The 12,699-nt window shown below is 72.3% G+C and carries 8 protein-coding genes; 5 read left to right on the forward strand and 3 right to left on the reverse strand.

Annotation, left to right across the window (positions count from 1 at the left end; genetic code table 11):
* The first annotated feature begins 80 nt into the window (after window positions 1–80).
* A complete protein-coding gene (locus tag ACIBAD_RS12660; protein WP_398906431.1) occupies window positions 81–3,134 on the forward strand; it encodes an AAA family ATPase in 3,054 nt (1,017 codons plus the stop codon).
* Here ACIBAD_RS12660 and ACIBAD_RS12665 read toward each other — a convergent pair.
* The 3 genes from ACIBAD_RS12665 to ACIBAD_RS12675 form a co-directional block, all read right to left on the reverse strand.
* Entirely contained in the window at window positions 3,100–3,267 is a 168-nt protein-coding gene (locus tag ACIBAD_RS12665) for a DUF6191 domain-containing protein (RefSeq protein WP_166681895.1), read from the reverse strand. The two genes, ACIBAD_RS12660 and ACIBAD_RS12665, sit on opposite strands and share 35 nt — an antisense overlap.
* A 51-nt stretch (window positions 3,268–3,318) precedes the next feature.
* Window positions 3,319–4,551 carry a PQQ-dependent sugar dehydrogenase gene (locus ACIBAD_RS12670; protein ID WP_398906298.1) on the reverse strand — a complete coding sequence of 411 codons (1,233 nt, stop codon included), beginning with the start codon at window positions 4,549–4,551 and terminating at the stop codon, window positions 3,319–3,321.
* Between the two features lie 151 nt (window positions 4,552–4,702).
* Window positions 4,703–5,710 carry an aldo/keto reductase gene (locus tag ACIBAD_RS12675; RefSeq protein ID WP_398906300.1) on the reverse strand — a complete coding sequence of 336 codons (1,008 nt, stop codon included), beginning with the start codon at window positions 5,708–5,710 and terminating at the stop codon, window positions 4,703–4,705.
* Window positions 5,711–5,789: 79 nt separating this feature from the next.
* On the opposite strand from ACIBAD_RS12675, the gene ACIBAD_RS12680 reads away from it, so the two are divergent.
* From ACIBAD_RS12680 to ilvN, 4 genes are all read left to right on the forward strand, one after another.
* Window positions 5,790–6,737 carry a 2-hydroxyacid dehydrogenase gene (locus ACIBAD_RS12680; RefSeq protein WP_134070945.1) on the forward strand — a complete coding sequence of 316 codons (948 nt, stop codon included), beginning with the start codon at window positions 5,790–5,792 and terminating at the stop codon, window positions 6,735–6,737.
* Window positions 6,738–7,010: 273 nt separating this feature from the next.
* Window positions 7,011–9,917, forward strand: a complete 2,907-nt coding sequence (locus tag ACIBAD_RS12685) for a putative bifunctional diguanylate cyclase/phosphodiesterase (protein WP_398906303.1) — start codon at window positions 7,011–7,013, stop codon at window positions 9,915–9,917.
* A gap of 210 nt (window positions 9,918–10,127) precedes the next feature.
* Window positions 10,128–12,008: an acetolactate synthase large subunit gene (locus ACIBAD_RS12690; RefSeq protein ID WP_134070943.1), complete on the forward strand. Its 1,881-nt coding sequence runs from the start codon at window positions 10,128–10,130 to the stop codon at window positions 12,006–12,008.
* Between the two features lie 32 nt (window positions 12,009–12,040).
* The gene (gene ilvN, locus ACIBAD_RS12695; protein ID WP_030857425.1) at window positions 12,041–12,565 is read left to right on the forward strand and encodes an acetolactate synthase small subunit; all 525 of its coding nucleotides are present in this window, start codon (window positions 12,041–12,043) and stop codon (window positions 12,563–12,565) included.
* The last annotated feature ends 134 nt before the right edge of the window (window positions 12,566–12,699 follow it).

The following is a 12,699-nucleotide window of genomic DNA, read 5'->3' on the forward strand; positions in this document are numbered from 1 at the left end:
CCCGCGCCGCGGACCGCGTGGACTGACACGTGATGAGAAGCGCACTCCCGACGAGTGCCGCGGGCCAGGACTCCTGTGCGATGCTCGGCGACGTGGAGACCAGATCTGTCAGCCCGGTGTTCGTCGGCCGAGCCGACGAACTGGCCGTACTCACCGACGCATTGGCCCGGGCCACGGGCGGCGAGCCGCAGGCGATGCTCGTCGGAGGCGAGGCCGGGGTCGGAAAGACCCGCCTCACCGAGGAGTTCCTCTGCGAGGCGGACCGCCGCGGTGCCGTGGTGGCCGTCGGAGGCTGTGTGGAGATCGGGGCGGAGGGCCTTCCCTTCGCCCCGTTCTCCACGGCCCTGCGCACCCTGCACCGCCGGCTCCCCGGCGAGCTGGCGGCCGCGGCCGCGGGCCAGGAGGACGAACTCGCCCGGATCCTCCCCGAACTCGGCGACACCCCCCGCGGACCGCACGACGAGGAAAGCACCGCCCGACTCTTCGAACTGACGGCCCGGATGCTGGAGCGGCTCGCCGCCGACCGCACCGTCGTCCTCGTCCTGGAGGACCTGCACTGGGCGGACACCTCCACCCGGCACCTGCTCTCCTACCTCTTCCGCACCCTCGCGAGCGGCCGGCTCGTCGTGGTCGCCACCTACCGGGCCGACGACGTCCACCGCCGCCACCCGCTGCGTCCGCTGCTCGCCGAACTCGACCGGCTCCGCACCGTCCAGCGCATCGAACTGCCCCGCTTCAAGCGGGCCGAGGTACGCCGCCAGCTCGCCGGCATCCTCGCCTCGCAGCCCGACGAGGCCTTCGTGGACTCCGTGTTCGACCGCTCCGACGGCAACGCCTTCTTCGTCGAGGAACTCGCCGCCTGCAAGAAGAACGGCTGCCACGCGGGACTCACCGAATCCCTGCGCGACCTGCTGCTCGTCCGCGTCGAGGTGCTGCCGGACGCCGCCCAGCGCGTGGTGCGCATCGTCGCCGAGGGCGGCTCCACCGTGGAGTACCCGCTCCTGCGCGCCGTCGCCGGGCTCACGGAGGACGAGCTGATCGAGGCCCTGCGGGCCGCCGTCGGCGCCAACATCCTGCTCGCCACCCCCGACGGGGACGGCTACCGCTTCCGCCACTCGCTGGTCCGCGAGGCCGTCAGCGACGACCTGCTCCCCGGCGAGCGCGCCCGCGTCAACCGCCGCTACGCCGAGGCGATGGAAGCCGACGACACGCTGATCCGCGCCGAGGAGCGGACCATCCGGCTGGCCAGCTACTGGTACTCCGCCAACGACGCGGCCAAGGCGCTGCCCGCCGTCCTGGCCGCGTCCGTCGCCGCCCGCCGCCGGCATGCCTACTCCGAGCAGCTGAGCCTGCTGGAACGGGCGTTGGACCTGTGGGAGAGCGCGCCGGAGGACATCCGCGAGGCGCTGCGCCCCGTGGACTACACCGATGTGTACCCTCCGTGCGGCTGCGACCCGGCCACCACACCGCTGAAGCGGCTCGACCTCTTGGCCGAGGCGACCGTCGCCGCCCGGTTCGGCGGCGAACGCGAACGCGCCCTCAAACTCACCAAGACGGCTCTGCGGCTGATGGAGGACGACCGGGACCCGCTGCGCGCCGCATGGTTCTGGACGGAGCGCTCCCGGCTCGTCTCCAGCCTGGCCCGCGGCGACGGCTGGGAGGAACTCGCCAAGGCCCAGGAGCTCGTCAAGGGGCTGCCCCCGTCCCAGGTGCACGCCGAGGTCCTGGTCCGGGCCGCGGGCTGGGGCATGCTCCACAGCCCCGGCCCCGGCAACCTCGAAGCCGCGGAACGCGCCGTCGCCTACGCCCGTATGGTCGGGGCCGAGGAGATCGAGCTCAACGCCCGGATCACGGTGGGCTGCCTGCTCACAGACTCCGGCGACGCCGACCGCGGCCTCGCCGAGATGTTCGCGGTCCGCGAGCGGGCCACCGAACTGGGTCTCGTCATGTTGGCGGGACGTGCACATATCAACCTCACCTCTCAGCTGGAAAGCATGGGCCGGTCCCGCGAAGCCGTGGAACTGGCCGGACAAGGGGTCGAACTCGTCAAGAGGTCACGGCTGCTGGACACCGAGGCCTGGCTCAGCGGGAACATGGCGGAGAGCCTGTACAGCCTCGGCCGCTGGGACGAGGCCGCCGAAGCCGCCCAGCGCGGCCTGAGCGTCGGCCAGAGCGCCGCCCCGCGCGGCTCCGCCTCCGCGCGGCTGTCCTACCTGGCCTTGGCGCGCGGCGAACTGACCGAGGCGGCCGGCCGGCTCGCCGCCGCCCACGCCCACTTCGGCACCCACGACAGCCAGCCCCAGCACCGCATACCGCTGTACCGCCTCGCCGTCGGCATCGCCGCGGGCGAGGGCCGGATCGAAGACGTCCGCGCGGAGATCACCGACGCGCTCGCCTACGGCTTCCCGCTGGGCCACCACCGCTACGCCTGGCCGCTGCTGCTCGCCGCCGCCTCCGCCGAGGCGGACGCCCGTGGACTCCCGGTCGCAGACGCCGGCCGCGAAGCCGCCCTGGACGTGCTCCGCGGCGCCGCCCGCGCCCTGGCCACCCCCGTGCCCGTGTGGGCCGCCCACGCCGAGTTCGTCCGCGTGGAGCTGCTGCGGGCCGAGGGCCGGGACACCACCGCCGACTGGGCCGGCGTCGAGCAGGCCATCCGCCCGCTGGAACGCCCGTACCTGCTGGCCCGCGCCCGCCACCGGCTCGCCGAGGCCCAGCTGGCCTCCGGCGGCGACCGCGGGCCCGCCGCCGTGCTGCTCCGCGAGGCCTACGCCACCGCGGACCGGCTCGGCTCCCGCAGGCTCCGCGAGGACCTGGCCCTGCTCGCCCAGCGCGCCCGGCTCCCGCTCGCCGGGGCCGACACGCCCCCGGCGCTGCCCGCACCGGCCGCCGACCCCGTCGAGGCCCTGGGCCTGACCAGCCGCGAACGCGACGTCCTGCGCCTGGTCGCGGCGGGCAACAGCAACCGCCAGATCGCCGAGGAGCTGTTCATCTCCCCGAAGACGGCCAGCGTGCACGTCTCGAACATCCTGGCCAAGCTGGGCGTCGCCGGCCGCGGCGAGGCGGCCGCCCTGGCCCACCGGCTGAGGCTGTTCGGGCCCCTCACTCCCGCGGGGACGGCTCCGCCGGGCGTATGAGCACCTTGCCGGAGTCCAGGTCTATCGGACCGCGTCCCGGATCGCCGTCGTTCACGTCGGTCCGGGACAGCTCCAGCCGCTCCTTCTCCTCGTCCGTGTGCTTGCGTCCCGGGTTGAAGAGCTCCTCGATCATGTTGAACACCGTGCCCACCGCGCCTTTCGCCCCCCACCAGGGCTCCGTCGGTTACCGCACCGTCAGGGTCAGGATCCGGTCGTCGCCGGCCTCCGGCGACCCGCGCCCATCGGTCTCGCTCGTGACCAGCAGCAATCTGTCCCCGCCGAGGGCGATCACCGTGCGCAGCCGGCCGTACTTGCCCGTGAGGAAGGCCTCCGGATCGGCAACCGGATGCGCCCCGGCCAGCGGGATCCGCCACAGCCGCTCGCCCTTCAGCCCGGCCATCCACACCGAACCCTGCGCCCAGGCGATCCCGCTCGGCGAGGCCTCATCCGTCTTCCACACGGCCACCGGATCCCGCAGGCCCGGCTTGCCGGCCTTCCCCTCGGCCTCCGGCCAGCCGTAGTTCGCGCCGGGCTCGATCAGGTTCAGCTCGTCCCAGGTGTTCTGGCCGAACTCGGCCGCCCACAGCCGTTTGTCCTTGTCCCAGGCCAGGCCCTGCACGTTGCGGTGCCCGTAGGAGTAGACGACCGAATCGGCCTCGGGATTCCCGTGCACCGGCTGCCCGTCCGGGGTCATCCGCAAGATCTTGCCGCCCAGCGACTTCTTGTCCTGCGCCAGCCCGGTGTCGCCGGTCTCGCCCGTCCCCGCGTAGAGCATCTTGTCCGGGCCGAACGCGATCCGGCCGCCGTTGTGGACCAGCCCCTTGGGAATGCCCCGGAACACCGTGTCCGGCGCGCCCAGTTGCTGGCCGGGATCCCGCTGCTCGTCGTACCGCATCCGGGCGATGCGGTTGTCGGACTCCGTCGTGAAGTACGCGTACACCATCCGGTCCGAGGCGTACGAGGGCGACAGCGCGAGCCCCAGCAGGCCGCCCTCGCCGCCCGGGGCCACCCCGGGCACCTTGCCGATCTGCGTCACCGTGCCGGTGGCCGGGGCGACCCTGCTGATCGTCCCCTTGTCCCGCGAGGCGACCAGCAGGTCCCCGTCGGGCAACGGAGCCACTCCCCACGGGGACTCCAGACCCTTGGCCACCTCGCCCGCCACCGTCACGGAGCCCTTGGCCGGCGGCGCGGCCTCCGGGGAACCGGACGGGGAGCCCGCGGGACCGGACCCCGACGCGGCGGGTGGCACACCGGGTGGCGACGTGCCCGGCTTGGCGGCGGGGGAGCCCGCCGGAGCGCAGCCCGCCCCGAGCAGGGCCCCGCATCCCGCCAGGGCGAACGCAGCCAGCACTCCGCGGCTCCGGGCGCGCGGGCTCCCGTACCCCTCGGATCCCCTGTGTGCCTGTCCGTATCGCATCGTCCTGCTCCCCTCCGGCCGGCGATCGTGCCTTTCACCTGTCTCAACAGCTGCGGCACTTCCCGAAGTTCCGGCGCTCGTACACCCGATCGAGTGGTGTTGCGACCCGGCACCGGGCCCGCTCCCGGCTCGTTCCCCGGCCGGCCGGCGCTCAGTCCCAGGCTCCCACCGCCGCCGGCAGCGCCGCGATCTCGGTCAGGTCCCCCGCCGTCAGCCGCAGCCGGTCCGCCCCCGCGTTCTCCTGCGCCCAGTGCGCCCGGTCGGCCCCCGGCACCGGCACCACCTGCGGCCCCTGCGCCAGCACCCACGCCAGCGCCACCTGCGCCGCCGTCACCTGCGGACCGAGCCGTCGCGCCACCCGCCGCAGCGCCGCCACCAGCACCTGGTTCGCCGCCATCGACTCCGCCGTGAACCGCGGATGCCGGGCCCGCACGTCCTCCCACTCGAAGCCCTCGCCCGGCCGGAGCGTCCCGGTCAGGAACCCGCTGCCCAGCGGCATCGCCGCCAGGAACCCCACCCCCCGCGCCGCGCACCACGGCAGCAGCCGCCGCGCCGCCTCCGGGGACCACACCGACAGCTCCGCCTGCACCGCGCTCACGGGGAACACCTGCTGGACCCGCTCCAGGTGGCCCAAGGTCACCTGGTACGCCCGGTCCCCGCGCCGCCCCGCCCCCGGCCCGGCGCCCGCCCCCAGCGCGCAGAACCCGAGCGCCCGCACCTTTCCGGCCCCGACCAGCTCGGCCATCGCCCCCCAGGTCTCCTCGACCGGGATCTCCGGATCCACACGGTGCAGCTGGTAGAGGTCTATGACGTCCGTCCGCAGCCGCCGCAGCGAGGCGTCGCAGGCCCGCCGCACGTAGCCGGGCCGCCCGTCCGCCACCACGTGCTGCTCGCCCGCCCGCAGCCCCACCTTGGCGGACACGAACGCATCCGCCCGCCGCTCCCGCAGCACCCGCCCCAGCAGCAGCTCGTTGGTGAACGGCCCGTACATGTCGGCGGTGTCCAGCAGGTTCGCCCCGAGGTCCAGCGCCGTGTGCACCGTGGCCAGCGACTCCGCCCCGCGGCGCCGCGCGGGCGCGTACGCCCAGCTCATCGGCATGCACCCGAGCCCGATGGCGCCCACCGTCAGCGCCCCCGCCCCGATCGACCTGCGCTCCACCCGTGCGTCCCCCTCCCGGTCCGGCAAACAAACTAACGGCTTGATCAGGATCCATTGCCGTTGGCATAGCCTCCTGGTCATGGATGCAAAGACCGCGGACGTCTGGCTGCCGTTCCCCGCAGAGGAGATCGAGGGCCTCCCCGACGCCTTCACCTACCGCGAGTGGGACGGTGAGGACGACTTCCCGGCCGATCCGGCCGCCTGCGTCTTCTACGTCACCCCGTACATGAAGTCCACCGAGGTCACCCTGCGCCCGCTGGCCGACATGGCGGGCCTCGAAGTCGTACAGACGCTGACCGCGGGCATCGACCACGTGCTGGACGGCCTCGACCTGCTGCGGCCCGGCGTACGGCTGTGCAACGCGCGCGGCGTCCACGAGGCGAGCACCGCCGAGCTGGCGCTCACCCTCACCCTCGCCTCGCTGCGCGGCATCCCCGGGATGGTGCGCGGCCAGGACCGCGAGGAGTGGAACTCCGGCTTCTACGACGCCCTCGCCGACAAGTCCGTGATGATCGTCGGTTACGGATCGATCGGCGCGGCCATCGAGGACCGGCTCGCACCCTTCGAGTGCGCCCGGGTCGTACGGGTCGCACGCTCGGCGCGCACCACCCCGCGCGGGCCCGTGCACGCTCAGGCCGAACTGCCCCGGCTGCTCCCCGAGGCCGACGTGGTGATCCTCTCCACCCCGCTGACCGACGCGACGCGGGGCCTGGCCGACGCCGCGTTCCTCTCCCGGATGAAGGACGGCGCCCTGCTGGTGAACGTGGCGCGCGGCCCCGTCGCCGTCACCGACGCCCTGCTGGCGGAGCTGGAGTCGGGCCGGCTGCGCGCGGCGCTCGACGTCACCGACCCGGAACCGCTGCCCGCCGGCCATCCGCTCTGGCACGCTCCGAATGTCCTGATCACGCCCCACGTGGGCGGCAGCAGCACGGCGTTCGCCCCGCGGGCCAGACGCCTGGTGGCCGGCCAGCTCCACCGGTTCGCCGCGGGGGAGCCCATGGAGAACACGGTCCTGATCACCGACTGACGCCCGATGCGCACGCTCCGCATTCGTCCGGACGCGCACAGTGGCAACAACTCCCCGCGCGGTAACGGAGAGTAGAGCATCTATGTCCCTGAGTAACGAAAGTGGTGTATCGTCCGGAACAAGGGGCTGCAGCGCGTTCGTCTGGCGCTGGGGAGTGATCGGACACTTTGGGGGGCGACGGGCGATGCACGGCCAATGGGCGAAGGATCCGACGCGGCACAGCCGCCGGAGGCGACGATGGGGTGCACCGGAACCAGCCAGCGAGGGGGAGCGGTGAGTGCCCCGGGGGCGGCGCTGCTGACCAGGCCGCCCGTCCCGGGCGGCGGCGGCAGGAGCCTGACGATGCAGCTGCTCCTCGCGGTGGTCAGCGGCGGGTACGCCGTCGGCGCCGCCCTCGGCTGGGGTTCCGAGGAACTCGCCGAGATCATGGGCGACTTCGGGCTCAGCGCGGCCGCCTTGCTCGCCGCCGTATCCTGCTACACGTACGCGCGCACGAGCGACAGCCGTGAGCGCCCGGCCTGGCTGCTCTTCGCGTTCTCCTCCCTCATGGGTGCCTGCGGCAACGGCGTCTGGGGCTGGTACGAGGTGGTCCTCGGCGAGGCCGTGCCGAAGCCCTCGCTCGCCGACTTCGCCTTCCTCTGCTTCGCACCGCCCGCCATCGTGGGCCTGCTCGTCCTCGCCAAACGCCCGGTCTCGCGCGCCGGCTGGGTGTGCCTCGGGCTCGACTCCTGGCTCATCGGCGGTTCCCTGCTCACCCTTTCCTGGAGCCTGGCCCTCGCGCACGCGGCGCGGACCGCCCAGTCCGGGTCCCCCGGCAGCGTCCCGCGCGCCGCGCTCTCGCTCGCCTACCCGCTGCTGGACATCGCGCTCGTCTCCATGGTGCTCGTCCTGCACTTCCGGCGCTCCGAGGCCAACCGCTCGGCCGTGAACACCGCCATCGCGGCCCTGGCCCTGACCGTGCTCAGCGACGCCCTGTTCACCTCGCCGCTGCTCAGCGCCGAATACCAGTCCGGCCAGCTGCTCGACGCCGGCTGGTTCGCCGGCTCGCTGCTGCTCGCCTATGCGCCCTGGGGGGCCCGGCGCGCCCATCCGGAGCCGCGGGCGCCGGGGCTGCCGCGCCCCGACCGCACGGTCAGCCGCCCCCTCACCGGCTCACTGCCCGCCCTCACGCCGTACCTCGCGGCAGCCGTCTGCACCCTGGGCATCCTGTACAACGTGGTGGACGGCCGGAAGGTCGACCGCGTGGTCGTCTTCACCGGCTGCACGGTCGTGCTCGCCCTCGTGATCCGGCAGGGCATCATGCTCATCGACAACATCGCGCTGACGCAGGAACTCGCCCAGAAGGAGAACCACTTCCGCTCCCTGGTCCAGGGCTCCAGCGACGTCATCATGATCGCCGCCCCCACCGGGACCCTGCGGTACGTCAGCCCGGCGGCCGCAGGGGTCTACGGGCGCGAGGCCGAGGAGCTCGTCGGCACCGAGCTCGCCACCCTGATCCACCCGCACGACCTGGGCCGGGTGGTCCACGAGGTGCGCCGCTTCCTCGCCGCGCCGCCCACCGAGGAGCCGACCACCCGCATCGAATGCCGCTTCAAGTCCGGCAGCGGCGAATGGCTCAACGTGGAGTCCACCGTCAACCGCCACCAGGGCGGCCTCATCCTCAACAGCCGCGACGTCACCGAGCGGGTCCGCCTCCAGGCGCAGCTCCAGCACAGCGCCGAGCACGATCCGCTGACCGACCTGCCCAACCGGGCCGTGTTCACCCGCCGGGTCCGCCAGGCCCTGACCGGCCGGCGCGCCGGGGACCACAGCACCGCCGTGCTCTTCATCGACCTCGACGGTTTCAAGGCGGTCAACGACACGATCGGCCACCAGGCGGGCGACGAGCTGCTGATCGAGGCCGCACACCGGCTCCAGGACTCGGTGCGCGCCGGGGACACCGCGGCCCGGCTCGGCGGCGACGAGTTCGCGGCGCTGATCCTGGGCGACGGAAGCCGCGACCGCAGCGCCCGCGAGTACCAGGTGCACGAGATCGCGGACCGGCTGCGCACCACCCTGTCGCAGCCCTACCGGATCGCCGGCAGCGAGGTCCGGGTCGCCGCCAGCATCGGTGTGGCCTTCGCCGACCCCGGAATCACCCCTTCGGACCTCATGCGCAACGCGGACCTCGCGATGTACCGCGCCAAGGCGGGCGGCAAGGACCGGGTCGAGCTCTACGCGCCCCAGATGCAGGCCGAGGTCGTACGGAAGGCGGAGCTCGCCGGGCGGCTGCGCAGCGCCCTCCACGACGGGGAGTTCGCCTTGCTGCACCAGCCGGTGGTCTCGCTGGCCACCGGCGAGGTCACGGCCGTGGCGGCGCAGGCCCGCTGGCGCTCGGCCCAGGGGATCATGTTCACCCCGGCGGAATTCCTCCGGGTGGCCGAGTACAGCGAGGGCGCCGCGGCTGCGGGGTCCGACGGCCGCTCCGGCCTCCCCGCGGCCACGCCCGCCCGGGCCGCCGAGCTGGGGCACTGGCTGCTGGAGGAGGCCGTGGCGCAGGCCGCCGACCGGCACCGGATCGGGCACGACGTACCGGTGGCCGTACGGATGAGCGCCCAGCGGCTGCTGGACCGTACCGCGCCGCTCGGCTCCGTGGAGGCGCTGCTGACCCGCCACGGGCTGCCGTCCGGCGCCCTCGTGATCGAACTGACCGTGTCCGACCCCAGGGTCCCCTTCGACGAGCTGGAGCGGCGCCTGGCGGCCCTGCGCCGGCTCGGGGTCCTGATCTCCCTGGACGGCTTCGGCAGCGGCTACGCGGCCATCAGCGCCCTGCGCAGACTCCCCGTGGACATCCTCAAGGTGGACCGGGGCCTGGTCGACGGCGTCGTCGAGTCCGCCCGCCTCCACAAGATCACCGCTGGTTTGTTGCGCATTGCAAATGATTTGGGCATGCAGTCGGTGGCCGACGGGGTGGACCTCCCCGAGCAGGTGACGGCACTGCGCGCGATGGGGTGCACACACGGCCAGGGAGTGGCTTTTTCCGGCCCACTCGACGAGTACAGGCTGCGCCGCGCGCTGGTGCGCGGTACGTTCCCAGTACCGGGCGGAGCGGCCCAGCCCGCCTTGGCCGGGGGTTCGTCCGGGGGCTCGATGGCCATCCGCAGAGGCTCACATAATGAGACGCCCGTCCCACCCGCTTGACATCCCCCTCCCGCCGGAGGGAGGGTCAGTGCCATGCGCACCCGAATTCTCGTACTTGGAAAGCGCGTCGGCTGAAGCTGGGACCTGCATGTCCCCGCTCCGCACACCCGACGCGCTCCCCTCGCTTGCCTCCCGGCACGAGGGGTTTTTTGTTGCACTGGCACACCTTCGAATCCTCGTAAAACCCTCAGCTTCGAGAAGAGAATGCCGATGACCGAGCAGGCCACCGGGGCCCACCATCCGCAGCCGCGGCCCCGTTCCGGCGGACACCAGCCCGCCGCAGTTGAGCACGTCACGGGTGCGCAGTCCCTCATCCGCTCTCTCGAAGAGGTGGGGTGCGACACCGTCTTCGGCATCCCGGGCGGGGCCATCCTCCCGGCGTACGACCCGATGATGGACAGCACCAAGGTCCGCCACATCCTGGTCCGCCACGAGCAGGGCGCCGGCCACGCCGCGACCGGCTACGCGCAGGCCACCGGCAAGGTGGGCGTCTGCATGGCCACCTCCGGACCGGGCGCCACCAACCTGGTCACCCCCATCGCCGACGCGCACATGGACTCCGTGCCGCTCGTCGCGATCACCGGCCAGGTCTCCTCCAAGGCGATCGGCACCGACGCCTTCCAGGAGGCAGACATCGTCGGCATCACGATGCCGATCACCAAGCACAACTTCCTGGTGACCAAGGCCGAGGACATCCCGAAGACGATCGCCGAGGCCTTCCACATCGCCTCCACCGGCCGCCCCGGCCCGGTCCTGGTCGACATCGCCAAGGACGCCCTGCAGTCGAAGACCACCTTCTCGTGGCCGCCGTCGCAGGACCTCCCGGGCTACCGGCCGGTCACCAAGCCGCACGCCAAGCAGATCCGCGAGGCCGCCAAGCTCATCTGCCAGGCCAAGCGCCCGATCCTGTACGTCGGCGGCGGCGTCATGAAGTCCGGCGCGACCGCCGAGCTCAAGGTCCTGGCCGAGCTGACCGGGGTCCCGGTCACCACCACGCTGATGGCGCTGGGCTCGTTCCCCGACAGCCACCCGCTGCACGTGGGCATGCCCGGCATGCACGGCGCTGTCACCGCCGTCACCGCCCTGCAGAAGTCGGACCTGCTGATCGCGCTCGGCACCCGCTTCGACGACCGCGTCACCGGCAAGCTGGACAGCTTCGCCCCGTTCGCCAAGGTCATCCACGCGGACATCGACCCGGCGGAGATCGGCAAGAACCGAGAGGTCGACGTCCCGATCGTCGGTGACGCCCGCGAGGTCATCGCCGACCTGATCCAGGCGGTCCAGGCCGAGCACACCGAGGGCAACACCGGGGACTACACGGCCTGGTGGAAGGACCTCAGCCGCTGGCGCGAGACGTATCCGCTGGGCTACGACCTGCCCGACGACGGCATGCTCTCGCCGCAGCAGGTCATCCAGCGCATCGGCGAGCTCGCCCCCGAGCACACCATCTACGCGGCCGGCGTCGGCCAGCACCAGATGTGGGCCTCGCACTTCGTCAACTACGAGGAGCCCCGCACCTGGCTGAACTCCGGTGGCGCCGGAACCATGGGCTACGCGGTCCCCGCCGCGATGGGCGCCAAGGTCGGCATGCCGGACCGCACGGTCTGGGCGATCGACGGCGACGGCTGCTTCCAGATGACCAATCAGGAACTGGTCACCTGCGCGCTGAACAACATCCCGATCAAGGTCGCGATCATCAACAACGGTGCGCTGGGCATGGTCCGCCAGTGGCAGACCCTGTTCTACAACCAGCGGTACTCCAACACCGTGCTGCACGCGGACGAGACGGGCCACGACACCGTCGGCTCCCAGCTCGGGGAGTCCACCGCCCCCCGCAAGGGCACCCGCGTCCCGGACTTCGTGAAGCTGTCCGAGGCCATGGGCTGCGTGGCGCTGCGCTGTGAGGACCCGGCCGACCTGGACAGGGTCATCGCCGAGGCCAACGCGATCAACGACCGTACCGTCGTGATCGACTTCATCGTCCACGAGGACGCCATGGTGTGGCCGATGGTCGCCGCCGGCACCTCCAACGACGAGGTCATGGCAGCCCGGGGCGTCCGTCCCGACTTCGGCGACAACGAAGACGACTGAGCCGAGAGAGCCTGAGAGAGAGAACGCCTCACATGTCCAAGCACACGCTCTCCGTCCTGGTCGAGAACACGCCCGGCATCCTCGCCCGGATCGCCGCGCTGTTCTCCCGCCGCGGGTTCAACATCGACTCCCTCGCGGTCGGCGTCACGGAGCACCCCGACATCTCGCGCATCACGATCGTCGTGAACGTCGAGGACCTCCCGCTGGAGCAAGTGACCAAGCAGCTGAACAAGCTGGTCAACGTGCTCAAGATTGTCGAGCTGGAGCCGCACAACGCCATCGAGCGCGAACTCGTTCTGGTGAAGGTCCGAGCCGACAACGAGACCCGCTCCCAGATCGTCGAGATCGTCCAACTGTTCCGCGCCAAGACGGTCGACGTCTCCCCGGAGGCCGTCACCATCGAGGCGACGGGCGGTGCCGACAAGCTCGGCGCGATGCTCAAGATGCTGGAGCCCTTCGGCATCAAGGAGCTCGTGCAGTCCGGCACGATCGCCATAGGGCGCGGCGGCCGGTCCATCACGGACCGCAGCCTGCGCGCGCTCGACCGCAGCGCCTGAGCAACAGGGCGCCTGAGCACCGCAGCGCCTGGGCAACACGCCGACGTCGCGTTGCCTCTCGCATGGCGAGACCAAGAAACTTCCTTCACGTTCCCCGCCGTACGGTGGGAGCAACACCAGCGCACCAAGGAGAT

Source organism: Streptomyces sp. NPDC051109 (assembly GCF_044455885.1).
Taxonomy (GTDB): Bacteria; Actinomycetota; Actinomycetes; order Streptomycetales; family Streptomycetaceae; genus Streptomyces.

What these genes read in the sequence shown, in the direction of transcription:
- ACIBAD_RS12680 (WP_134070945.1), top strand. Translation starts at nt 5,790, where the DNA reads ATGGATGCAAAGACCGCGGACGTCTGGCTGCCGTTCCCCGCAGAGGAG.
- ACIBAD_RS12670 (WP_398906298.1), bottom strand. Translation starts at nt 4,551, where the DNA reads ATGCGATACGGACAGGCACACAGGGGATCCGAGGGGTACGGGAGCCCG.
- ilvN (WP_030857425.1), top strand. Translation starts at nt 12,041, where the DNA reads ATGTCCAAGCACACGCTCTCCGTCCTGGTCGAGAACACGCCCGGCATC.
- ACIBAD_RS12690 (WP_134070943.1), top strand. Translation starts at nt 10,128, where the DNA reads ATGACCGAGCAGGCCACCGGGGCCCACCATCCGCAGCCGCGGCCCCGT.
- ACIBAD_RS12665 (WP_166681895.1), bottom strand. Translation starts at nt 3,267, where the DNA reads ATGATCGAGGAGCTCTTCAACCCGGGACGCAAGCACACGGACGAGGAG.
- ACIBAD_RS12660 (WP_398906431.1), top strand. Translation starts at nt 81, where the DNA reads ATGCTCGGCGACGTGGAGACCAGATCTGTCAGCCCGGTGTTCGTCGGC.